Origin of the sequence: Hymenobacter terrestris (genome assembly GCF_013377905.1) — a bacterium.
Classification (GTDB): domain Bacteria; phylum Bacteroidota; class Bacteroidia; order Cytophagales; family Hymenobacteraceae; genus Hymenobacter; species Hymenobacter terrestris.
The window spans coordinates 187,791-211,253 of record NZ_JABKAV010000001.1; the positions used below are offsets into that span (position 1 = coordinate 187,791).

At 60.2% G+C, this 23,463-nt stretch carries 22 protein-coding genes; 5 read left to right on the plus strand and 17 right to left on the minus strand.

The genetic code is table 11. From position 1 onward, the window contains the following. Positions 1–122: 122 nt before the first annotated feature. The 4 genes from secA to HW556_RS00805 form a co-directional block, all read right to left on the minus strand. Positions 123–3,530, minus strand: a complete 3,408-nt coding sequence (gene secA, locus HW556_RS00790) for a preprotein translocase subunit SecA (RefSeq protein WP_176897062.1) — start codon at positions 3,528–3,530, stop codon at positions 123–125. Between the two features lie 418 nt (positions 3,531–3,948). Next, positions 3,949–5,124, minus strand: a complete 1,176-nt coding sequence (glf, locus tag HW556_RS00795) for a UDP-galactopyranose mutase (protein WP_176897063.1) — start codon at positions 5,122–5,124, stop codon at positions 3,949–3,951. A gap of 183 nt (positions 5,125–5,307) precedes the next feature. After that, positions 5,308–6,519, minus strand: coding sequence for a glycosyltransferase family 1 protein (locus HW556_RS00800; protein ID WP_246289469.1), 1,212 nt, complete (start codon positions 6,517–6,519; stop codon positions 5,308–5,310). 227 nt (positions 6,520–6,746) lie between these two features. Continuing rightward, positions 6,747–7,262: a GNAT family N-acetyltransferase gene (locus tag HW556_RS00805; RefSeq protein ID WP_176897064.1), complete on the minus strand. Its 516-nt coding sequence runs from the start codon at positions 7,260–7,262 to the stop codon at positions 6,747–6,749. A 111-nt stretch (positions 7,263–7,373) separates the two neighbouring features. On the opposite strand from HW556_RS00805, the gene HW556_RS00810 reads away from it, so the two are divergent. Continuing rightward, positions 7,374–8,186, plus strand: a complete 813-nt coding sequence (locus tag HW556_RS00810) for a hypothetical protein (protein ID WP_176897065.1) — start codon at positions 7,374–7,376, stop codon at positions 8,184–8,186. Between the two features lie 10 nt (positions 8,187–8,196). Here HW556_RS00810 and HW556_RS00815 read toward each other — a convergent pair whose 3' ends face one another. Continuing rightward, positions 8,197–9,204 (minus strand): ABC transporter ATP-binding protein, encoded by a 1,008-nt coding sequence (locus HW556_RS00815; protein WP_176897067.1) that lies wholly within the window; start codon positions 9,202–9,204, stop codon positions 8,197–8,199. Between the two features lie 99 nt (positions 9,205–9,303). Continuing rightward, positions 9,304–10,098: a diaminopimelate epimerase gene (gene dapF, locus HW556_RS00820; protein ID WP_176897068.1), complete on the minus strand. Its 795-nt coding sequence runs from the start codon at positions 10,096–10,098 to the stop codon at positions 9,304–9,306. Between the two features lie 146 nt (positions 10,099–10,244). Between dapF and HW556_RS00825 the strand changes: the two genes are divergently transcribed. After that, a complete protein-coding gene (locus HW556_RS00825; RefSeq protein WP_176897069.1) occupies positions 10,245–11,129 on the plus strand; it encodes a class I SAM-dependent methyltransferase in 885 nt (294 codons plus the stop codon). 267 nt (positions 11,130–11,396) lie between these two features. Here the strand turns inward: HW556_RS00825 and porD are convergent, their stop codons facing one another. The 6 genes from porD to HW556_RS00850 all read right to left on the minus strand — a co-directional run bounded on the left by porD (position 11,397) and on the right by HW556_RS00850 (position 16,674). Next, positions 11,397–12,317 (minus strand): type IX secretion system protein PorD, encoded by a 921-nt coding sequence (porD, locus tag HW556_RS00830; RefSeq protein WP_176897070.1) that lies wholly within the window; start codon positions 12,315–12,317, stop codon positions 11,397–11,399. Beyond that, positions 12,310–12,963, minus strand: coding sequence for a phosphopantothenoylcysteine decarboxylase (locus tag HW556_RS18870; RefSeq protein ID WP_317170453.1), 654 nt, complete (start codon positions 12,961–12,963; stop codon positions 12,310–12,312). The genes porD and HW556_RS18870 overlap by 8 nt, the downstream gene beginning before the upstream one ends. Before the next feature lie 3 nt (positions 12,964–12,966). Beyond that, positions 12,967–13,524 (minus strand): flavoprotein, encoded by a 558-nt coding sequence (locus HW556_RS18875; RefSeq protein ID WP_317170454.1) that lies wholly within the window; start codon positions 13,522–13,524, stop codon positions 12,967–12,969. Positions 13,525–13,677: 153 nt separating this feature from the next. Beyond that, entirely contained in the window at positions 13,678–14,010 is a 333-nt protein-coding gene (locus tag HW556_RS00840; protein ID WP_176897071.1) for a DNA-directed RNA polymerase subunit omega, read from the minus strand. A gap of 46 nt (positions 14,011–14,056) precedes the next feature. Next, on the minus strand, positions 14,057–14,884 hold the full coding sequence (locus tag HW556_RS00845; protein WP_176897072.1) for an outer membrane protein assembly factor BamD: 828 nt from the start codon (positions 14,882–14,884) through the stop codon (positions 14,057–14,059). A gap of 158 nt (positions 14,885–15,042) precedes the next feature. Beyond that, positions 15,043–16,674, minus strand: coding sequence for an OstA-like protein (locus tag HW556_RS00850; protein ID WP_176897073.1), 1,632 nt, complete (start codon positions 16,672–16,674; stop codon positions 15,043–15,045). A 307-nt stretch (positions 16,675–16,981) separates the two neighbouring features. Between HW556_RS00850 and HW556_RS00855 the strand changes: the two genes are divergently transcribed. The 3 genes from HW556_RS00855 to HW556_RS00865 all read left to right on the plus strand — a co-directional run bounded on the left by HW556_RS00855 (position 16,982) and on the right by HW556_RS00865 (position 19,523). Next, entirely contained in the window at positions 16,982–18,151 is a 1,170-nt protein-coding gene (locus tag HW556_RS00855) for an extracellular catalytic domain type 1 short-chain-length polyhydroxyalkanoate depolymerase (protein WP_176897075.1), read from the plus strand. Positions 18,152–18,367: 216 nt separating this feature from the next. Continuing rightward, positions 18,368–19,153 (plus strand): HipA family kinase, encoded by a 786-nt coding sequence (locus HW556_RS00860; RefSeq protein WP_176897077.1) that lies wholly within the window; start codon positions 18,368–18,370, stop codon positions 19,151–19,153. Next, the gene (locus tag HW556_RS00865) at positions 19,140–19,523 is read left to right on the plus strand and encodes a DUF3037 domain-containing protein (RefSeq protein ID WP_176897079.1); all 384 of its coding nucleotides are present in this window, start codon (positions 19,140–19,142) and stop codon (positions 19,521–19,523) included. The genes HW556_RS00860 and HW556_RS00865 overlap by 14 nt, the downstream gene beginning before the upstream one ends. 92 nt (positions 19,524–19,615) lie before the next feature. Here HW556_RS00865 and HW556_RS00870 read toward each other — a convergent pair whose 3' ends face one another. The 5 genes from HW556_RS00870 to HW556_RS00890 all read right to left on the minus strand — a co-directional run bounded on the left by HW556_RS00870 (position 19,616) and on the right by HW556_RS00890 (position 23,442). Further along, positions 19,616–20,179, minus strand: a complete 564-nt coding sequence (locus tag HW556_RS00870; RefSeq protein ID WP_176897081.1) for a hypothetical protein — start codon at positions 20,177–20,179, stop codon at positions 19,616–19,618. Between the two features lie 80 nt (positions 20,180–20,259). Further along, positions 20,260–20,955 (minus strand): hypothetical protein, encoded by a 696-nt coding sequence (locus tag HW556_RS00875; RefSeq protein WP_176897083.1) that lies wholly within the window; start codon positions 20,953–20,955, stop codon positions 20,260–20,262. Further along, positions 20,952–21,713, minus strand: a complete 762-nt coding sequence (locus HW556_RS00880) for an LVIVD repeat-containing protein (protein ID WP_176897085.1) — start codon at positions 21,711–21,713, stop codon at positions 20,952–20,954. Before HW556_RS00880 ends, HW556_RS00875 begins: the two co-directional genes overlap by 4 nt. 12 nt (positions 21,714–21,725) lie before the next feature. Continuing rightward, on the minus strand, positions 21,726–22,241 hold the full coding sequence (locus HW556_RS00885; protein WP_176897087.1) for an LVIVD repeat-containing protein: 516 nt from the start codon (positions 22,239–22,241) through the stop codon (positions 21,726–21,728). A 280-nt stretch (positions 22,242–22,521) separates the two neighbouring features. Continuing rightward, entirely contained in the window at positions 22,522–23,442 is a 921-nt protein-coding gene (locus HW556_RS00890) for an NAD(P)-dependent oxidoreductase (protein WP_317170456.1), read from the minus strand. Between the last annotated feature and the right edge of the window lie 21 nt (positions 23,443–23,463).

The window sequence follows — 23,463 nt, forward strand, 5'->3', positions numbered from 1 at the left end:
ATCCTGACGAAAGAAGGACCTATACGGAAGCTAACATCAAATGATATTACCTTCTGTACAGGTCCTCCCTTCGTCAGGATGACAGGTGGTTGCTTGAAGCCAACCGGTCATCCAAAACCCTACTAGTCAATCAGTACGGCCCGGTCATTCAGCAGGTCTTCTTCCACCTGCTTGAACTTCACATCGCGCACAATGCGGCCATCCATGTATTGCACGCTCACCTTTTCGTTGCGGTTAGCCACTTTCTGCGAGCGGGCGGGCTGCTGTTTTTCCAGGAGCTGGGGCATGGCGCCGTCCTGCTCCAGGTCCTCGGGGCCAGCGCCCAGCGAGACGGAGGAAGTTTCCTTCTCCATCGTGAGCTTGGGCTGGGGCGGAGCCACGGGCAGCTCGTCTTCGGTGAAGTATTCAAACTCATCCTCCCCGCCATCCTGGCCGGCCTGCATCGGCACATCGGCGCGGAACAGGAACTGGATGGTGTCCTCGTTCACCTTGCTGATCATCTGCTTGAACAGCTCGAAGCTCTCAAACTTGTACACCAGCAGCGGGTCTTTCTGCTCATACACGGCGTTCTGCACCACCTGCTTGAGGTCGTCCATGGCGCGCAGATGCTTGGTCCAGGCTTCGTCGATAACCGACAGCACCACGACCTTTTCCATGCCCCGAATCACCTCCTGGCCCTGGGTGGCCTGGGCGCGGCGCAGGTTGGCTACGGCCTGAATCTGCTTGCGGCCATCGGTGAACGGTACGGCAATGTTTTCGTACGGCGCGTTCTGGCCCAGCAAATCGTTGATGAGCGGCATGGCGTTGCTGCCAATGAACTCGTTTTTGCTGTGGTAATAGCCCAAGGCCTCATCGTAGAGGAGCTGGGTGAGCTGACCGGCCGTCATACCGGCTAGCTGCTGCGCCGTCAGGTGCGTGTCGTAGCCGAAGATGCGGATGATGGCCAACTGGAAGTCGCCGAAGTCGTTGCTGCCTTTGTGGCCCACCACAATGTCTTCGCAGACATCGTAAATCATGTTCCAAATGTCGAGCTCCAGACGCTCGCCGTGCAGGGCATTACGGCGGCGCTTGTACACCACTTCACGCTGGGCATTCATTACGTCGTCGTATTCGAGCAGGCGCTTCCGAATGCCGAAGTTGTTTTCCTCCACCTTCTTCTGAGCCCGCTCAATCGAACTGGTAATCATCGAGTGCTGAATCACTTCGCCTTCCTCCAGACCCATGCGGTCCATGAGTTTGGCAATGCGGTCGGAGCCGAACAGACGCATCAGGTTATCTTCCAAGCTCACGAAGAACTGGCTGGAACCCGGGTCGCCCTGGCGGCCGGCGCGGCCTCGCAACTGGCGGTCGACGCGGCGGCTTTCGTGGCGCTCGGTGCCGATAATGGCCAGGCCACCCGACTCTTTCGAGGTTTCACGCAGCTTGATGTCGGTACCCCGGCCAGCCATGTTGGTAGCAATGGTAACGGTGCCCGGGAAGCCTGCGCCGGCCACAATTTCGGCCTCGCGCTGGTTTTGCTTGGCGTTGAGCACCTGGTGGGGAATGCCCTTGAACTTGAGCATGCGACTCACCAGCTCCGAAATTTCGACGCTCGTGGTACCCACCAGCACCGGCCGACCAGCCTGCACCAGTTCCTGAATTTCGTCGGCTACGGCGTTGTACTTCTCGCGTACCGTTTTATATACCTTGTCGTGCTCGTCTTTGCGGGCAATACCGCGGTTGGTGGGCACTACCACCACATCGAGCTTGTAGATTTCCCAGAACTCGCCGGCCTCTGTTTCGGCCGTACCCGTCATGCCGCCCAGCTTGTGGTACATGCGGAAGAAGTTCTGCAGCGTAACCGTGGCGTAAGTCTGCGTCAGCTCTTCGACGCGCACGTTCTCTTTGGCTTCAAGCGCCTGGTGCAAACCGTCGGAGTAGCGGCGGCCTTCCATCACGCGGCCGGTCTGCTCATCCACAATTTTCACTTTGCCATCCTCGGTGAGAATGTACTGGTCGTCGCGCTCAAACAGGGTATAGGCCTTCAGCAGCTGGCTGATGGTATGCACCCGCTCCGACTGCTGCTGGAACCGGTCCATTATCTGCTCCTTGGCATGCAGCTTTTCCTCGCCGTTCAGGGCCATATCCTTCTCAATATCGGCCAGCTCCGAGCCGATATCGGGCATGATGAACAGGCGCGGATCTTCGCCCTCGCCGGTAATCAGGTCGAGGCCCTTTTCGGTCAGCTCAATCTGGTTGTTTTTCTCGTCGATGGTGAAATACAGCGGCAGGTCGGCCTGAGGCATCTGGCGCGAATTGTCCTGCAGGTAGAAATTTTCTACTTTCTGCAAAGCGGCACGCATGCCGGTTTCACTTAGAAATTTGATGAGCGGCTTGCTCTTGGGCAGGCCGCGGAAGGCACGGAACAGCGCCAAGCCGCCCTCCCCTTCCTTGGGGCCTACGTTGTTTTCCTTGATGAGCTTGCGGGCCTCTACGAGGTAGTTCTGCACCAGTTTCTTTTGGGCATCCACCACCTTCTGAATCCGAGGCTTGAGCTGGTGAAATTCGTGCACATCGCCGCGCGGAATTGGACCGGAGATGATGAGCGGCGTCCGGGCGTCGTCAATCAGTACCGAGTCCACTTCGTCGACCATGGCGTAGTGGTGCTTGCGCTGCACCAACTCCTGGGGGTCGCGCGCCATGTTGTCGCGCAGGTAATCGAAGCCGAACTCATTGTTGGTACCGTAGGTGATGTCGGCCAGGTAGGCCTTGCGGCGGGCGTCGGTGTTGGGCTGGTGCTTGTCGATGCAGTCCACGGTAATGCCGTGAAACTCGAACAGCGGCGCGTTCCACTCCGAGTCGCGCTTGGCCAGATAATCGTTCACCGTAACTAGGTGCACGCCACGCTTAGCCAGCGCGTTCAGGAACGAAGGCAGGGTCGAAACCAGCGTTTTACCTTCGCCCGTAGCCATTTCGGCAATCTTGCCCTGATGCAGCACTACGCCGCCAATCAGCTGCACGTCGTAATGCACCATGTCCCAGGTGATTTCGGCACCGGCAGCCAGCCATTTGTTCTTCCAGATGGCTTTATCGCCCTCAATCAATACGTTGCCTTTACGGCTGGCGTATTCGCGGTCGTAGTCGGTAGCCGTTACAACCAGCTCTTTGTTCTCGGCGTAGCGGCGGGCGGTTTCTTTGGTAATAGCGAACGACAGAGGCAGTACCTCCATCAATACTACTTCCAACTCCTTGTTTCGCTGCTTCTCAAGGGCATCAATCTGGTCGAAAAGCTCTTCCTTCTGCAGAGCATCAAGGCCTTCGGCGTTTACGCGCTCGTGCAAAACGGTAAGCTGGTCGTCGGTCGTTTTCAGGTGCGCATTGATACGGGCGCGGACATCGTCGGTACGGGCGCGAAGCTCGTCGTCGCTGATGGGTGCCAGTTTGGCATATTCGGCGTTGATGAGCGCCACGTACGGGACAATCTCCTTCAGGTCCTTATCGGCCTTGGACCCGAATAATTTGGCGACGGTCTTCCCTAAAAAATCAAGCATGTTGCGGTTACCTTAATTGAAACGCCGGGGCGCAGGTCAAATTTACGGCGTTTTTCGAGAATCACCCCGGCTATTTGCAAGCCGCCGTGCCGCTTCGCCCCCCGAAACGACAAGCGCCTCATCCGCAAAGAGTATGCACAAATTATCCGGCCGGCCGGGTTGTCAGGACCGTGGCAGATTTTGGCTGCTGCCAGGACGAGTAACGCGCGGTGTTTGAGTTGCCTTAGTTGCTGCTGCCCTGCCAGCGTAACCGGATTTCTCGCTTTGCCCGCAATGTCAGTTCCGGCCTGCAATGAGAACTTCCGTTCGCCATTTTCTTGTTTCGGGCACCTCAGTCATCTGTATCGGCTACAACTTTCAGCCAAAAGGGCCCGCTATGCTGTGCATAGCGGGCCCTTTTGGCTGAAAGTTAGCGAACCTACGGCTTGGCCGGGTCGCGCGATACTAGTTTGTCTACCAGCTCGGTAGAGCCGGAAATAGCGGGCTTGCGCGCGGTATCTTCGGACTTCTCGGTGAGCTTCTTGTAAAGCGTGAGGGCCTGGGCTACTACCTGGTCCATGTTATAATACTTATAGGTAGCCAAACGGCCCACAAAATGCACGTTCGGGGTCTGGTCGGCCAGCTTCTTGTACTTGTTGTATAGTTCGGCGTTTTCAAGGCGCGGCACAGGGTAGTACGGGTCGCCCTCGGCTTTGGGATACTCGTACACGATAGCCGTTTTGGGGTGCTGCTGGCCGGTGAGGGCCTTGAACTCGGTGATGCGCGTGTAAAGGTTATCGTTAGGGTAATTGACCACCGGCGCAGCGAGGTAATTCTCGGTGTTCAGCGTTTCGTGCTTGAATTCGAGCGAGCGGTAGGGCAGCTTGCCATACTTGAAATCGAAGAACTCATCAACCGGACCCGTGAAAATCATCTCCTTAAAGGGAATGAAGTCGATGATGTCATGGTAATCGGTGTTGAGCATCACCTTGATATTCGGATGGTCGAGCAGGCGCTCGAACATGCGCGTGTAGCCGTGCAGCGGCATGGCCTGGTAGGTGTCGGTAAAGTAACGGTCGTCGCGGTTGGTGCGGGTAGGTACGCGGCTGGTCACCGACTTATCGAGCTCCGAAGGGTCCATGCCCCACTGCTTGCGGGTGTAGTTGCGGAAGAACTTCTCGTACAGTTCCCGGCCCACCTTGCTCACCACTACGTCCTCCGACGTTTTGACAACTGGTACCTTCTCAGCCACCGACTCAAAGAACTCTTCCACCTCGAAGCTATTCAGCTTCAGGCCATAAAGTTTGTTGATGGTATCGAGGTTGATGGGCATCGGCACCAGCTGGCCATCCACGGAAGCCAGCACACGGTGCTCGTAGGGACGCCAATCGGTGAAGTCGGACAGATACTCGAACACGTCCTTGGAGTTGGTGTGGAAGATGTGCGGACCGTACTTGTGTACCAGAATGCCATCCTCGTTATAGTGGTCGTAGGCGTTACCGGCAATATGGTTGCGCTTGTCGACTACCAACACTTTTTTATTGGAGCGGGTAGCCAACCGCTCGGCCAGCACGCTGCCGGCAAACCCGGCCCCTACTATCAGATAATCGAACATAAATCAGTGTTTGGAAAGTGGGTTGGATAGCCCGCCAACTAACCGGCGGGCATGCGTATGGAGGGTTTGTTATTGGAGAGCAGATTCTGTTTGCTTGAACAAAACAAGCTGCCTTTTGATGCCTTTTTTTAGCAAATTCAGCCAAAATAATTAGCTATTTCGGCGAAACTATTACTACTACTTTCAGGTTGCCAGCCGCTTTGCTTCAGTTCTCTGCTGCATCAGTTCTACCATTTGTTGCCAGGTCTGGTCCCAACTGATGGTTGCCAGATACTCGTCGGTGCGCTGGCGCCAGTCAGCGTCCTGGGTTTGGGTGAGGGCTGTTGCAATGGCTTGGCCGAATTCGTCGGCGGTGGCGGCAATCTGTACCAAGTTCAGCTCGCCATAGGGCCGCACCACGTCGCGGATGGGCGTACTGACAACGGGCCGGCCGGCGGCCAGGTATTCGGGCGTTTTAGTGGGCGAGATGAACTTGGTGCTTTCGTTATCGGCAAACAGCAGCGTGGCCACATCCCAGCCCGCCAGGTAAGTGGGTAACTCCTTGTAATCTTTGCCGCCGAGGTAGTGAATGTTGGCCGACTGGGGCAGCGTGGCGGAGTCAATTTTGACGACCGGCCCGATGATGACGAATTGCCACTCAGCATGCGCTTCGGCCAGCTGGCCCAGCAGCTCAATATCAAGCCGCTCATCTACTACTCCGAAGAAGCCGATGCGAGGATGCGCAATGCCGGCCTGGTCGGCGGGGTCGGGCAGCGGCTGGCGGGCCTGGCCGAAATGGTCTTTATCAATGCTGCTCGGGAACGGGTGCGCGTCGGGGTGCTGCTGGCGCTTGGCCTCGTAGAGCGTGTGGCCGCCGGTAAACACGAGGTCGGCCTTGCGGAACAGCTCCTGCTCCCGCTCGCGCAACTCGGGCGGCGCGAACTTGAAGTTGGCCAACTCGTCCATGCAGTCGTACACCGTGAGAGCCGGCGCAAAGCCGCCTGACTTGCCCAAAGCCATGGGCGTGTAGTACCAGAACAGGTAGTTGGTTAGGTTCTGGTCGCGGAAAAACTGCTGTAGGAGCGCCTGTTGGGCAGCGTCGGCTACTGGTATGTCGTGGCGCAGGCGGTCGGGCAGGTGGGCTACCACTACTTTCAGGCCGTGGGGACGCTCCTTTATTTCGATATGAGGCTGCACCTCGTCGTTGTCATGGTAGAAGGCGTCCTCCACGTAAAACACGCGCCCCTGTTGGGCAAAGCGCGACATCAGGTGCTGGGGCCGCTGCCACACGAAATCCCAGTGCAGGTGTGCAAAGCACACTACATCGGGCAGAGAATAAGTATAAGTAGTGGTTTGGCCAACGTAGTTGGCGGCAGCGGAGGGCACGGGCACCTCCGCCAGCGGGGCAGATGGCATAGAAAGCAGTATAAACGAATGAAGAAAACCGGGTAACTACACGGACCTGTCTGCCCGGCTCCCTTCGCCTATACGCCCGCCTTTTTAAAAGGATATTGTTGAGCTACTACTATTTCTCCTGTCTGGCAGAAGCCACATATAGTAGCCTGAAGATGCTGTAAACTTATTATCAGCAGGTCGGTTAAGCGCGGCAACTTCGGTGAAAGTCAGCTGCATTGTGCGGCCGGTTACAACAGGCACTGCATTTCCACAGCATCCTGCCAGCCGTCGGCGGTGCGCAGCCACTCGCGCCGCACGCCCACCCGCGCAAAGCCCGCCGCCGCAAACAGTTGCTGGCTGGCCTCATTATCGGCCCCGATAGTGCAGTGTAGCTGGTGCAGGCGTAGCACCTGTTGGGCGTAGGGCAGCAGTAACATCAGCGCGGCCTGGGCGTAGCCGCGGCGTCGGTGGCTGGCCAGCACCGTAATGCCTACGCCGGCCCGCTGGTGCAGCGGTTCGAAGCCATACAAATCCAACGTGCCCACCGCCGCTCCGCTGGCCGAATCTTCGAGTACCAGCCGCAGCTGCCGCACCTCAAAAAAATCGGCCGCCGCGCTGTCCAGATACTGCCGCAGCACATGCCGCGACACAGGCGCCAGCGTATCCGACACGCCCCACACGGCCGGGTCGTTTTCCAGCTGATACAGGAAATCGAGGTCGTCGGCTTCGAGCGGGCGCAGGCGGATGAGGTCGGATTGCAACATGAGGTGGATGATAGCAGACTAGAAATATAGTAGGATAACGGTATATCGGTGCTACTTCGCTAACCGTTAGCTTGTCTGGCATTCCACCGCGACCCTATTCTTTTTATTCTTATGCTCAAGCTTCTCTACTTATCCCTCATTCTACTGCTGCTTAGCACGTCCGTTAGCTATGCTCAAAGCAAGCTTTACCTGGACCTCCGGTCGGGCGTCAACCATAATCAAGCCGAAGGAGCTTACTTCGGCAAAGGTACGCGGCCTTTCAAGCCTTACAGCACGCTCAGAGATATGAGCTTTGACGAGCAGGGCGTCGTAATGCTACGGCTTCAGATGGAAGAGAAGTTGGGCATAGCGGCCGGCTACAGCGGCAGTTCTTTGGCTTGGGCCTATAGCCTCCAGATGCCCCAAAAATATACTGTAAATCCATTTCACGGCGAATGGAAGGGACATGGCACCGGCGTATATATGCACCAGTTGCCAGTGCTGCTCAGCAAAACATTCCGCGAAATAAATATCCGCGAAATCGACACTATTCGCCACACGTATCTGGCCAGTTTCCGGCTAGATGCGGTACTGGGTGGTGGGCTGAATCGGCTTGGCAATAACTGCTTGGATTGTGGAGGAGTGGATGCTGGTGGCTTGTTTTACGATACTATCGACTTCCGCCAAACCATTATCGTGCGTCGCAAGTGGGGCGGATTTCTGATGGGCGGCGTTACGGCCCGCTTCTACCGATTGGGTAAGGAGCGGCTGAACCTGAGCATTTACTACACGCAGGGCCTCACGGATATGCTGCTAGTGCCAGTACAGTATCAATACAATTCGCAGCGCGGGGCCACTACGCTGCATATCCGCGGCTCCGGGGTTAGCGCCACGCTGGGAGTGCCCATCCGGCTTAAAACGTTTGGCAAAACTCCACCCGGTTGAATGCTATATTCTACGCTGGTAAATCAACAAACGAAACTGGCGCACCCTCCGCCAACTGCACCGTTACCGCCTCGCCTGCTACCACTGTTGCAGCTGGTAGGCGTACTCGCAAGAGCGTGGCTGGTAGCTGCACTTCGACCTCGTAGTAGCTGCCCATAAAGCGCACGGCCCGCACGGTGCCGGCCGCGCCGGGGCTACCGGCGGGGGCCAGCTGCAGGTTTTCGGGGCGAACAAGCAGCACCGGGCTGGGCAACCGACGACGCGGGGCAGCCAGCAGGGCGCGCAAATCGGGGCCTTCGAAGCGGTTATAGTCGCCGAACAGGGCGGCGGCATATTCGCTGACCGGCTGGCGGTACACCTGTTCGGCAGTGCCCTGCTGCACTAATCGGCCGCGGTGTAGCACCAGCAGCTCATCGGCCCAGGGCAGCGTGTCGGTAGGGTCGTGCGAGACGAGCAGGCAGGTGATGTCCAGCTCCTCCCCCACGTCGCGGATGACCTCCTGGAGCTGGTGCTTGTGGGTGCGGTCGAGGTTGGAGAAAGGCTCGTCGAGCAGCAGCAGGCGCGGGGCCGAGAGCAGCAGCCGCGCCAGCGCCACCCGCTGCTGCTCGCCGCCCGAAAGCTGGTTGGTGCGCCGGGCCATCAGCGGGCCGATGCGGCAGACCTCATACACGGCCTGGGCCTCGGCCTCGGGCCGCTTGCTGGCGTAACGCAGCACCTGCTCCACCCGCAACGACTTGGGTAAATCGGACTTCTGCGACAGATATACGACACCCGGATGGCCCGGCACCAACACCTCTTGGGGTCCGCGCACCCGGCGGCCGGCAAAACGCACCTCACCCGCCGTGGGCTGCACCAGCCCGGCAATTACCTGCAACAACGTACTTTTCCCCGCCCCCGATTCGCCTGCTAGCGCCAGCTTGCGACCGGCCGGCTGCCCGAAGCTGATGCCGTTTAGTATCGGCTGGCCGTGCTCCTCCAGGCTGATATTATGGACGGAGAGGAAGTCAGTTTCGGACATGGATTAGCGTGTAGCTGATAGTGTGAATACCCAAATGAGATTCTTCGCTGCGCTCTGAATGACGTTTGGATATTCGCACTACCAGCTATGCTTTAAAAACTAAATCGTGCCTTCGAATACAAAGGTGGCGGGTCCGCTGAGGTAGATGTTGACAAATGAGCCGTCGGGGTGCGCTTCGAAGGCAACTTGCAGCTCCCCGCCAGGCGTGCGCAGGCGTACGGGGCTGGCCGCGCCGTGCCGCGAGGCAGCTAGGGCCACGGCCGTCACGCCGGTGCCGCAGCTTAGCGTTTCGTCTTCCACGCCGCGCTCGTAGGTGCGTACCGGCCAGGGTTGGTCGGGCGTAGCCGGCACCTCCACGAAGTTTACGTTGGTGCCTTTTTCGCGGAATAAGTCGCCGTTGCGCAAAGTGCGGCCTTCGGTTACCACGTCCAGCCCGCTCAGGCTGCCCGCGGGCTGGAAGCGCACTAGGTGGGGCGAGCCGGTGTCGAGGAACACGCCATACTCGTCGATTTCCTGCTGGCCACGCACGTCCTGCATGCGCAGGTGCACGGTGCCGTCGGCCGCCACGCGGGCTTCGTGGGGGCCGTCGATGGCCAGGAAATGGGTGTCGGTTTCGATGACGCCCAACTGGCGGGCGAAGGCCACCGTACAGCGGCCACCGTTGCCGCACATCGAGCCCAGATGGCCATCGGCATTGAAATACACCATCTCGAAATCGTAGTCGGCATGCTCGCGCAGCAGAATCAGCCCGTCGGCCCCGATGCCGCGGCGCCGGTCGCAGAGCCGGCGCACTAGCTCGTGGTCGGCGGCATCGAACTGTTTGGCGCGGTCATCGACCATTACAAAGTCGTTGCCGGTGCCTTGGTATTTATAGAAGTGCAGCGTGGTACTCATGGGGCAAAGATAAGGGGTAACGACGTAGGGGCAGGGCTTGTCCCAGCTCGCCATACGCATCGATTCAACGATTCTGCTCGACGGCGCGGATGGCGGACGGGGGCAAGCCCCGCCCCTACAGCGTCAAATCTTATCTTTGCCCCAGCATGTATACTTTCCTTACCACGAGCCCCTGGGCCGATTACGAGCTGCTCGACGCGGGCAACTTCGAGAAGCTGGAGCGTTTCGGCCAGCACATTCTGGCCCGGCCCGAACCGCAGGCCATCTGGGACCCGCACCTGCCGGCCTCGGAATGGCAGCGCGCCAACGCCATTTTCACCCGCGAAAAAGGCAGCCAAGAGCGCGGCCAGTGGAAAATAAAGCCCGGCACGCCCGAGCAGTGGCACATCAACTACGAGCGTCCCGACGGCCTGAAGCTGCGGTTCCGGCTGGGCATGTCGTCGTTCAAGCACGTGGGGCTGTTTCCGGAGCAGGACCCCAACTGGCAGTTCATCTACAACGAAACGCGGCGGCGTAAAGCGGCCCAGCCGCGGGTGCTCAACCTGTTTGCCTACACCGGCGCGGCCACCCTGGCCGCCCGCGCCGCCGGTGCCGACGTCACGCACCTCGACTCGGTGAAGCAGGTGAATTTCTGGGCCCGCGACAACATGGAAGCCTCGGGTATTGATGGGGTGCGCTGGCTGGTGGAGGATGCCATGAAATACGTAAAGCGCGAGGTAAAACGCGGCAGCAAGTACCAGGGCCTCATCCTCGACCCGCCCGCTTACGGCCGCGGCCCCAACGGCGAGAAGTGGCAGCTCGAAGACGAGCTCAACGAGATGCTCAAGCTCTGCCAGCAGCTGCTCGACCCCGAAGACCACTTCTTCCTCGTCAACCTCTACTCGCTCGGTTTCTCGGCCCTGATTCTGGACAACCTGGTAAGCGAAATCTTCCCCACCATGCGCGACAAGCGCGAAATCGGGGAAATCTACCTGCACGATGCCGGAGCCCGCAAGCTCCCGCTGGGCACCTTCTGCCGGTTTGCCACCTGATTGGTTTTTGGCAGGTAACCAGGTCGATGTAGGGGCGGGGGGTTTTTCCCCCCCCCCCCCCGGGGCTGTTTTCCTTTTGGGTTTTATAATTTGTAACGGGGGGGGGGGGGGGGGGGCGGCCCCCCCCCCCCCCCCGCCGCGGAAACACCAAATTCAGGGCAAAAAGCCCCCGTACAACATATCCGTTAAAGGGGGGGGGGGGAAAAGCCCCGCCCCTACATCGTTAAAAGCTAACAGCTAACAGCTAACAGCTAACAGCTAACAAAATTATGGCTGGCGCAGAATCGTTTCGTACTTCGACGAGTTGGTGGGGTCGGTTTCGGTGAGCAGCGTCACGAGACTGGTTTTCTGCTGCTGGTCGGGGCTGGTACGGAAAACGTTGGAAATTTCGTCGGCCTTGGTCTGGAAGAACGAGCGGGCGAACAGGGTGCCGGGGCGGCGCTGCACGGCCTTCTGCACATCCTGCAGAGCCGTGAACATGTTGGTGCGGGCCTCCTCGGGTTGGGTGATGAAGATATCGAGGCCCTGGCGGTAGTAGGCGTACATGCCGCTACGGAAGGCCTGTAGCTGCGGATCCTGCAGGTTGTTGAGCAGCCAGTAGCGGTTGCCACTGTTTTCATCCTTCCAGCCGGGGTCCGATTCGTTGGTAATATTCTGCGAGGCGGCGTTGGTCAGAATCTGCCGGGCCCGGTCGTAGTAAGGGCCGCCACTCAACGACGCAAAACTGTCCTGGTCCAGCCCGATCATCATATAGGCATAAAATGACAGCAGTGACGAGAGGTTGCCGACGAAGGTATTTTCGGAGTACTCCAGCGGATTCTGGGGCGAATAGTTGAAAATCCAGCCCCGGTCGGCAAAACTCAACACGTTGCTTTCGTAGCCGGTGCCATACACCGGCCGGCTGCTCACAATACGCACCGTAGCCCGGTACGTGCCGTTCTGCGGAATTTCGGTGATGCCTACGAACAGCCGGCAGCGGATGCGTTCCTCGGGCCGGAATGCGCGGTTGGTAAAGGACCGGCTGTTGAGGAAGTTCTGCATATCGTTGCGCAAATTCTGCACCAGCTGCGGGTCCGAAATCGTTACGTTCTCGGTCGAAACGGTTACTTCAGCCTGCAGCTCCTGGGCCCGGGCGGGGCGCAGCAGCACCAATAGCGGCAGCAAAAACAGCAACTGAAACTTAGACATGGCGGGCGGCTAAACGGTCGAGTACGACGCCCACAATATCGAGGGCGACGCTGGTTTTAGATTTCAGCCCGAACGGCGTTACGCGGCCGTCGGCTTCGAGCAAAGTTACCTGGTTGGTATCATGGCGGAAACCGGCCCCGGCATCGCGCAACGAGTTGAGCACAATCAGGTCGAAATTCTTGCGGGCCAGCTTGCCCAGCGCGTGGGCCTGCTCGTCCTCCGTTTCCAACGCAAAGCCCACCGAAAATTGTTCGGGCCGCTTGGTTTTTCCGAGCTCGAAGGCAATATCCACGTTTTTTACCAGCTCCAGCGTCAGCCGCTCGCCGCTTTTCTTGATCTTCTGGGTAGCTGCCTCCGCCGGCCGGTAGTCGGCTACAGCGGCCGCAAACACCCACACGTCGGCCAGGCGAGCCGCATTGGCAGCGGCATCGTACATCTCGGCCGCCGTCTGCACCCGCGTGGTCAGGATATGCGCATTAGCCGGATCGGGCAGGCTGGTGGGGCCGCTGATAAGGGCTACTTCGGCCCCGGCTTCGGCAAAGGCTTCGGCCAGCGCGTAACCCATTTTGCCGGTGCTGTGGTTGCCCAAAAACCGCACTGGGTCGAGGGGTTCGTAAGTCGGACCGGCCGTTATCAAAACGCGCATATTTTAACCTTTAATCTGTAATTCCTTCACCAGCGCGCGCACAATGTCTTCGGGCTCCAGCATGCGGCCGGGGCCGCTCAGGCCGCTGGCCAGCTCGCCGGCCGGCGACTCCCACACCGTGTTGCCGTAGCTGCGCAGGCGCGCCAGATTGGCTTGGGTGGCCGGGTGCTGGTACATGTCGAGGTCCATGGCGGGGGCCACAAACACGGGGCAGCGGGCCGAGAGGTACACAGCGTCGAGCAGCGTGTCGCAGAGGCCCAGGGCAAGGTGGGCCAGGGTATTGGCCGAGGCCGGGGCCACCACCAGCGCATCGGCCCACAGGCCCAGCTCGACGTGGTTGTGCCACTCGCCGGCCCGCTCATCCTTGAGGAAGCCCTGCAGAACCGGATTCTTGGACAGCGTGGCCAGCGTGAGCGGCGTAACGAAAGCCGTGGCGGCGGGCGTCAGCACCACGCGCACTTCGGCCCCGGCCTTCACCAGCAGGCGTACCAGCGGCGCGGCTTTGTAGGCGGCAATACTGCCACTCACACCCAGCAGAATTTTTCGACCCTGTAACGACATACGCGAAGTTAGGCGAAGCAGAAATTCGCCTGCGGATTTACGGATTTAGGCTGGCCGGCAGTATGGCAACGCATTGCCCTACACGCCGCAGCCTCCCCGTCGCCCGGGTTGGTCCGGGTGGCGGGGAGGCTGCGGCCGACCGGGAAGGCCAACTTACGCGTTCTTCTCAGCTTCCTGCTCGGGCGTGCTGTGGTACACTTTGCCTTCCAGGAACTCTTCGATAGCCAGGTTGGTGGGCTTGGGCAGGCGCTCGTAGTGCTTGGAAATCTCGATTTGCTCGCGGTTTTCAAAGACCTCCTCCAGGTTGTCGACGGTAGTGGCAAACTCGGCCAGCTTGCCGTTCAGCTCCTCTTTCAGCTTGATGGAGAGCTGGTTGGCGCGCTTCGAGATAATAGCAATGCTCTCGTACACGTTGCCGGTTTCGGGGGTGAAGTCCGACATGTTACGCGTGACGATGGAAGCGGAAGTGTTGTTGGGCGTCTTCATATGGTGAGTTTTCGAGGTTCTTAGGTGATACCGGGCGCGAAAGCCCTTACTTAACAGCAGCCGTGTCGGCCGCTTTCAGCTTGTCGGCGGCAACGCGGGCGTTGTCGTACATTTTCTCGGCGTCTTTCAGCTGCTTGCTCTGCGGAAAGGTGTCGATGAAGCTCTGGTAGAACGCCAGCGTTTCGTTATAGCGTTCCAGCTGTTTCTCCGCCACCGATTCGGTAGCCAGGTCGAACTGGGCGCTGAGCTTAAGGAAAGCGGCTTGCTCGCCGTAAGCCGAAGCTGGGTACTGCTGCTGGAAGTTGGTTAGAGCCGTAACGGCCGACTGGTAATAGCGCAGGTCGTAGTAGAGCTTGGCCGAGAGAAACGCTTTATTCTCCAGCTTCTTCTGCAACTCCTGCGACATTCCCTCCACCTCCGTCCGGAACTTGCTTTCGGGGTAGCGGTTCAGAAACTCCTGAATTACTTCCAGAGCCGTGTACGTATTCGTCTGGTCGAGTTGGAACTCGGGCGAATCCTTGAACAGCGACTTCGCGTGCATGAAGTACGCCTCCTGGGCAAAATCCGAGTTCGGATAGGTGTCGTGGAAAGTCTTGAAATAGTAGGCTGCCAGCGTGTAGTTGCGCTGGCGGTAGTTGGTGTTGGCAAAGTAAAACTGGGCCTTTTCAGCTTCGGGGCGGCCCCTGAGCAGCGGAATCAGCTCTTCGAGCAGCGTACCGGCTTTAAAGAAGTCCTCCTTTTCGTAGTACTGGATGGCGGCTTCGTACTTCTTGTTCACGTCGGTGCTCTTGAGCAGCTTCTGGTAGCCGGAGCAGGAGCCCAACAGCAGCGTGCTGAGGAGCAGAACAAAAAAAGCAGGACGGAATGACAGCATAAGGGCGCAAAGGTACGAATAATCAGTTGTGAGTTGCCAGTTGCTAAGAAGAACGTCATTCAGAGCGCAGCGAAGAATCTCGCGTTAATTTCTCGCCCGTTTGACGTTCATTTGTTGCGAGCGAGATTCTTCGCTGCGCTCTGAATGACGTTTATTGGTTACCGTTTCACCGGCGCTTTACCCTTAGATTTAGTCGGCGGCTTTCGGGCAGAAGCAGGCTTCTTTTTAGGCTTTAGCTTTACAGGAAGGGCGAAGTGCTTGCCCAACGTCTGGCGGCGGGTGGGCCGGTCGTCGGGTCGCCACCGGAAATCCTTAAGCTTGGCCTCATCAGGTTTGAGCTCGTTGGGCGGGATGAACTTGGCTTCGGGGTTGGTGATGAAACTGATGGTTTGCAGCTCGTCGTCGGCGAAGCGCAGGGCCATGGTGGCCGAGAGCGACTTGTTGACGCCCGAGACGGCCGTGTCGCCCTCAAGAGCATAGTATAGGCTCTCGGCGTTGCCAACCACGTCAATTTTTTTTATGGCCTTCTCCCCGAAGTAGGCCACCATGGTACGGCCTTTCACTTGGTTGTAGTTGCCAATGGTATCGAGGCCGATGCTGAACGCGTGGCCGTAGAGCCGCATCTGGTCGATTTTGCCCCGGCGCTGCCGGATTTCCATTGAGTCGGCCGTCAGCTGGTTTTTCTTGGTCCACAGCACCGGGTCGTGGCTGAGGTAGATGATGGAATCCTGGCGGTCGTAGGTCAGCGAGTCGGCCCGGCCCTGCAAATCGGAGCGGAAAATCCGAGCCTTTTTATAAGCGTAAATCACGGAGCCCTTGTTCAGCGGCGGCTTTCCTTCGATGCTAACCAGTGTATCGGCCGTGAGGTAGAGGGTGTCTTTGCCCGAAATGTTGCGCATCACGGGGCGGCTGCCGTACACCTTGGCGCGGCCCTGGGCCCGCCAATAGCGCCCTACATCACCCCGGATTTCGAGGTTATCTTTCTTAGAAATCATTGACACCCGGCCCGTCGCCACGCCGTACGCGGTCAGCTCGTTGTAAAACAACTTGTCGCCACCGAGCAGATATTCCGGCGTTTCTATTTTAGCGTTGCGGCCGAAGTTGGCCTCTTTAGTGGCGGTATTATAGGTGCCGTTTTCGGCATACAGGTTTTTGTCTTTGCCCGTAATGCGCGTGGGGCCGAAGAAATAGGCCACTTTGCTGACGGTGTTGTACTGCAGCGTATCGGTAGTGATAACGTTTTCGGGCGTTACCAGCTTCACGTTGCGCTTGAAGCTGAACACTTTGCTGACGGTGTTATAATAGCCAAACTGGCTGTCGAGCGTGTTTTTAGGGTCTTGGAGGTGGCCGCCGGTACTGTAGTAGGCCAGGTTGTTGGCCAGGTCGTAGTCGAGCAGTTGGGTGGTGAGGGTCATGCGCGGGTCGCGCAGCGTTACGTTGCCCACCATGCGGGCCTTGCGGGTGTCGCCGTCGTAGGTGCCGCGGTTGCCGGTTATCGTGATGGTATCGTTCTGGATAATGCGCACGTTGCTGAACGCCTCAATGGCGTTGCGCTCCAGGTATTGGTACATCGAGTCGGCGTAGAGCAGTGTGGTGCCCTGGCGTAGGCTCACGTTGCCCAGCAGCTTGCGGATTTCGACGCCATTAAAGGTGCCTCCCTCCAGCGAGTTGGCCGAAATCAGCTCAATAGGCTGGCCGCTACCAGGCTTGGCGGCGGGCCGGGCCTGCGACCACCCCAGCAGCGGCAGCACCAGCAGTAAAACAAGAAAAACAGACTTAGACAGCGACATTTCGGCGCAAAGGTAGGCAAGCAGGGTGGCTAACGTGTTTCTTTGCGGAATATTGGCTGAAGAACGATGCAGGGGCGGGGGGGGGCCCCCCCCCCCCCCCCCCCGCCGTTAACCCCCCCCGGAGGACCTTTTCCTGTGGGGGGGGCGGGAGGGGGGGGCGGGAACCCCCCCCGCCCCCACGTCGTGCATTTTGAGCAGCGTTGACATCAACGGCTAAACATAGCACGGGTTTTCGCGTCTAGCATAGAGCCACCGCGGGGGCAGTCCTACTCGCGGCGGTGGTACCGTTCTTTTTCTCCTCCTTGCTATGATGCGTCAACTACTCCTGTTAACGGGCTTGCTGCTCACATTCGCGCCGTCGGCCCGCGCCCAACAAACCATTACCGGCTCCATCCGCTTCGAAGGCACCGTGCGCGACTACCGCCTCTATGTGCCCCGGGCCTACGATAGCACCAAGGCCGTCCCGCTGCTACTCAACCTGCACGGTTTCGGATCCAACAACGTGGAGCAGGAGCAGTACGGCGACTTCCGCGCCATTGCCGACACGGCCAATTTCCTCGTCGTGCACCCCAACGGCACCGTCGGCTCCAACGGCCAGCGCTTCTGGAATACCTTCCTGCCCTACGCTGCCGGTGGGCCCGATGATGTAGGCTTTCTGAGTGCCCTGATCGACTCCATCAGTGCCAGTTACCGTGTAAACCAGCAGCGCCTGTACAGCACCGGCATGAGCAACGGCGGCTTCATGAGCTACGAGCTGGCCTGCCGGCTCAACAGCCGTATTGCCGCCATTGCCTCGGTAACGGGTAGCATGATTAGCAGCCACCTCGACGCCTGCGCCCCCGTGCGGGCCGTGCCGGTACTGGAAATCCACGGTACCGCCGATGGCACCGTACCCTACCAGGGCAACGGCCTGTTCGTGCCCATCCCCGAGCTGGTGGCGGCCTGGGCTCAGCGCAACGGCTGCAACCCCACGCCCGTCATCACGCCAATACCCGACATCAACACCACCGATGGCAGCACGGCCGAGCGGCAGGTGTTCAGCGGCGGGCGCAACGGCAGCGTGGTCGAGCATTACCGCATTATCGGGGGCGGCCACACCTGGCCGGGTGCTCCTATAAATATCGGCGTAACCAACCGCGACATTAATGCCAGCCAGGTGATATGGCGTTTTCTGCGCCGCTATCAGCTCAGCGGGCTGGTCACGTCTACAACGGCCCGGTTCAATTCGGCTGAGCTGCTGGTATCCCCCAATCCGACGCGCGGCCAGGTAAGCGTCCGCTCGACGCTGGGGGCGCTGCAGGCCAGCCAGGTGCGCGTTTCCGACGCGGCGGGCCGCACCGTGCCCGCCACCTTCCGCCGTGGCCCCGATGGCAGTCTGCTGCTCTCCACCGCTGGTTGGGCCGCCGGCAGCTACTGGCTGCAGGCCGAAGTGAAAGGCCGGTTATTATACCGGCAACTACTGAAAACGGCGGAGTGAAGCCGGGTACTGGTGATTGGAATGAAACCAGAACGTCATGCGGAGCTTGCCGAAGCATCTCTACCGCTTTGTTGGATTACTACCGTAACGAATCGGTAGAGATGCTTCGGCAAGCTCCGCATGACGTTCTTTGTAACAGCAAACCAAGCCCATCAAATCCTTGCGCCAGCCAGAGCCCCGTCCATAAAATTCTGACTGTTCCCTTCCCAACTACTTATGTCCGACCTATCCCTGCGCACTGTGGAGGTGACGCGCTACATAATTCCGCTGCGCGAAGGTGGCTCGCTGCCCGCGCTGGTGGAGGCCGACGATAACTTCATGTACGTGCTCAAGTTCCGGGGCGCGGGGCAGGGGCTGAAGGCTCTCATTGCCGAATTGGTGGTGGGCGAGCTGGCCCGGCAGTTGGGTTTGCGCATGCCCGAGCTGGTGTTCGTTGAGCTGAACGAAGCCTTCGGCCGCACCGAGCCCGACGAGGAAATCCAGGACTTGCTGCGCTTCAGCACCGGCCTCAACCTGGGCCTGCACTTTCTGTCCGGGGCTGGCACCTTCGACCCGCTGCTGCTCGATATAGAGCCCCGACTGGCCTCGCTCATCGTGTGGCTCGACTGCCTGACGCTGAATGTAGACCGCACCGCCCGCAACACCAACCTGCTCATGTGGCACCGTGAACTGTGGCTCATCGACCACGGCGCGGCCCTGTACGTGCACCACGCCGGCGCCGGCTGGGCGGCACCTAAGCCGCGGCCATTCTCGCAGGTAAAGGACCACGTGCTGCTGCCCCAGGCTACCGAGTTGCCCTGGGCCGATACCGAAGGCCGCGCCCGCCTCACGCCCGCCGTTATCGAAGCCATTGTGGCCCTGGTGCCCGACGACTGGCTGCAGGAGCCCGACGTGAGCCCCGACGAGCAGCGCGCCCAATACGTACAGTTCCTGACGGCCCGCCTGGCCGATTCTGCCACCTTCGTTGCCGAAGCTGAAGCCGCCCGCCATGCACTTGTTTGAGTATGCCGTGCTGCGGGTGGTGCCCCGCGTGGAGCGCGAAGAATTTATAAACGTGGGCGTGATTCTGTACTGCGCCTCTCAGGGTTTCCTGGAAACCCGCTGCCAGTTGCCCGAAGCGCGGCTGCAGGTCTTTACCGGCCCGACTCACGAGCTCGATTTCGACGACCTGCGGGCCCGGCTGCGGGCCTTCGAGCGCATTTGTGCCGGCCGGCGCGAGGGCGGGCCCATCGGGCAATTCGCCGTGGCCTCCCGCTTCCGCTGGCTCACGGCCACCCGCAGTACCATCATCCAAACCTCGCCCGTACACCCCGGCCTCTGCCACGACCCAGCCGCCACGCTCGAACAGCTCTACCGGCAGCTGGTGCTGTGATTTTTACTCTCAAAAATGCGCTAGCCCCGCCGCTATCTGCTATGGATAACGGCGGGGCTAGCGCGTTTTTGAAGCTAAATGCGTGGTGTAGGCTAGGCTGAAATTATAGGAGCCAGCTGCTGGAGCATCCGTAGCAACATCCCATACAGCTCCCGCAGCCGTTCCGGCTCTACCACGGCCCGCTCCAGATGGAAGGTGAGCAGCAGCGGCGCATCAGCCGCATCCGAGTCGGGGGCCAGCGTGAAACGGGCCGCAGGGTGGCGCATCAGCGTCTGGTGCACAGCCGGGTCAGCCAGCAGCCGGCGCAGGGTGTTGGGGTCGTTGGTGCTGATGATGAACGTCTGGTCCAGCTCGGCATAGCCCAGTTCCACGTCTTCCAGACCCAATAGCTTGCCGATTTCGTGTACCCAATCCTGCTCGTGCAGGGCGAAGCGCAGGGCCGGCTGGCCGGGCACTACGGCCCGGAGGGTGGTCAGCTCGTAGCCGCCTTCGAAGCCGCCGCCCAAATCAATATCCAGTTCCAGTCGCACGCGGTAGGGCGGCTGAATGAGGTCGGCGCGGTAATCGAACAAATCGGGCTGGCGGGCCATATCAGCGGCTACCTGCGCCCAAAGAGCCGGCTCGGAGTCGGCGGTAAACGTGCGGATCGTATCCATAAGCAGAAGTCAGGCAGAGAGTGGAGAGGGCCTGTTCTTCCTACTCTGCAGCCAGCGCAATGGTTGTACCCGGTCGTTGGCTACAGGTGTAAGCCCAGCCGAAATCCCACCGGCAGGTAAGCGCCCGCGTGGCCGTAGTCGCTGCTCGTAGTGGCAAACTGCGGGCTGGGCGTGGTAGTTCGGGAAGTGGCCTGCCGCAGCCCCAGACCCATAAAGATATCCAGAAAGAAAGGGGAGCCGGGTGCTTCAAGCTGGTGGCCGACTACCAGCGTTGCCCCGTACCGGTCAATGGTTTCGGTTTGGTTGCGGAGGCCGTACTGGTAGTAGTAAAGGCCATCCGCAGCCAGTTCTGGTTGCCAGCCCGGGGCCTGAAAATCAAGGCGGAAATGCTGGTAATTTAATCCGTAGGCTAGGTAAGTGCCCGCCAGCGGGGTAGGCTGGGCACCAAGGTAGAAGCGGTGTTGCGCCGCCAGCCCGAAGCCCCGCACCCGGTCGGCATTGCCCTCGTGGCGGTCCGAGGTCAGCTCGCCTACCAGGCCCCGGTAAAGTTGCGGCGTGAGCACCACTGTCTGCCGGCCGCCGAGTCCGCCCAGGCTTCTTTCCAGGCTGAAGTGGTAGCCGCTGGCCAGCAGCGGCAGCCAATCGACGGACAGCCCCCAGGTGCGCCGGGGAGCATCGGAAAGCGGCGAGCCTGGCTGCTCAGCTGCACCCGACTGGCCTCGCGCCTGCGCCAGCAGCCCCAGGCTTAGCACCCCTACCCCGAGCAATCGTTTCATTTGCTGGTCGGGCTGACGGCGAGCTTGCTCAGGGGCGTGAGCTGGCCGTTGCGGTAGCGGTATTGGTACAGCCCATCGGGACCAATGGCCAGCAGCAGCCCGCGGTGCGGAATCACATCGGACACGTTCACCGGGAAAACCTTGGGGGCCGACAGCATGGGTGTGTTGCTGGTATCGAACACCTTGAGCTCGTTTCGGTCGCACACGAACAGCAGCGTGCTATCAATACCCAGGCCCATGGGGTGCGTCATGGGGTAGGTCCGGGCCAGGCGCGGGGCGGCTAGGTTGGTCAGGTCCACTACCTGCAGTTGGTTGGCCCCGCCGCCGCAGCTGCGGCCGTCGCGCAGCGTTACGTAGGCGTAGCGTTCATCTACCACCACGGGGTCGCAGCTGGCTACGTGCTCGTAGTAGGCCACCTGTTTGGGCTGCGCGGGCACGCTGGCATCGAAGATGAACATGCCGCGCTGGGTACCCAGAAACAGGTAGGGGGCCCGCGGGTAAATGGTTTCGATACCCAATCCCAGCGGCACCACCTGCCCGCGGGCCGGAACCGCCGGGTTGGCCAGGCTAAACAGGCGCAGACTCTGGTTATCGACCACGAAGAGCGTGTTGTTGAGCACCGTGAAGCGGGCCAGCGAGCCGCCCTTGCCGTTGTCGGCGGCCAGGTTGGGGCTGGCGTCGTTGCTGGCGCTACAGGCCGACAGTAGCAGGCTCAGCAGCCCCGCAGCCAGCCCGAAAAAAGAGGAAACGTGTTTCATCGGACCCGAAAATTAAAGTTTCTGCCAGCCGATTACCACGGCATCGGCGGGACGGTTGGCGGCCTGGTACTGCTCGGGCACGGTGCCGCTTTCGGGCATGGGCAGCTCTGGCACCGCCTCGCGCAACCGGTGCACCAGGTTTGGCTGCTGCATGTCCCGCATGTCAAACGTCAGCAGGTCGGAGCCGCTGTCGGCGTAGAGCAAGGAGCCCTGCATGGCTACATCCACGTTGCCCGGAATGCGCAGAAAGGCCACTGGCCGGGGCTTGGTGGGGTCCTGGTTGTCGATGATGTGTACCCCCTCGTACCGCTCATTGATGAGCAGATAAGGGTCGCGAAGGTAAATTTTGCCGGTGTTGTGCAGCTCGCGGGGCGGCAGCACGGCTACGGCCTGCTCCAGCTGGCTGCGGGCCATCAGCTGGGGGCGGTAGCTGGGCAGCACAACCGGCTCGCCCGGATTTATCATGGGGCAGGCCGTTAGGCCCATCAGCAGGCTGATGCCCAGTAATAAGGAGTAGCGTTGGCGCATAGCTTCTTGGCGTGAAGTGGTATGCGCAGGAGTACATCCGAGAGCGAAAAGGTTGCAAGCGTGGGCCGCTGATACGGACGCTGAATAGAATACTGCCAAGAGCCAATCAGAACGTTATGCTTCGTCTGGCGTCCGCCTGCTGAAGCATCTCTACCGTTTTATTGAATCAGCATTGACTACTACTGCGGTAGAGATGCTTCGACTCCGCTCAGCATGACGTTCTGATTGACTTTCCGAACAGCTCAGTATCCAGCGCTGCAAGCAGTAAAGGGAGGAACCCCTAATAGCCGCGGCCTAACGTAACCTCGTTTTCCAGCGGCTCCCCCCGCTGCCAGTGGCTCAGGTTGTGCAGAAACACCGTAATGCGGTCGGCTTCCTCCTCCGGGTAGCCGCCGCCGCTGTGCTGGGTGAGTAGCACATTGGGCAGGCTCCAGAGCGGGTTGTCGGTAGGCAGCGGCTCCTGGGCCGTTACGTCGAGCACGGCCCCGGCCAGGCGGCCGGCTTGCAGCGCCGCCAGCAGGGCGGGCTCATCAGTGGTCGAGCCGCGGCCCACGCTGGCATAGAGGGCGTGCGGGGACAGGGCCGCCAGAAAATCAACCGATACGTAGCCGGTGGCGCTACCTGGCAGGCAGTTCACCACAACATCGATGGTGGGCAGGGCGGCCAGCACTTCGGCATGGGTGTGCAGCTGGGCCTGTGGGTCGGTGCGGGCCAGAAACTGCACCGCGCACCCAAAGCCGCCAAGCTGCTCGGCCACTGCCAGCCCAATGCTACCGCGGCCCAGTATCAGCACCCGCCGGCCCCGCAGCAACCCCAGCCGCTGCCGGAACGCACTGCCTTCCCAATGTCGGCGGGTTTGCCACACGGCTAGTCGGGGCAGACCGCGCAACAGCGCCAGCAGTCCGGCCACCATGGTTTCGGCGCAGGGCCAGGCAAACAGGTCGCCCATGTTGGCCACCGCAAAGCCGGGCCGCAGCTGCTGGTACTGGTCGATGCCGGCCGAATCTATCTGCCAGAACCGGAGTTGGGGCGGCAGCGGGGTGAGCCAGGCAGCGGGTGGGTTGCCCAGCAGCAGCCCAGCGGTTTGCAGCGCGGCCGGCGGCTGGGCACTGTGCCGGTCGGTGGCGAAATGAACGTCGATACTGGCTGGTAGCCCTTGGGTAAGCTCGGCGCGGGCGGCAGCCGAGTAGTCAGAATACACAAACAGAAGCATAGGCTCCTA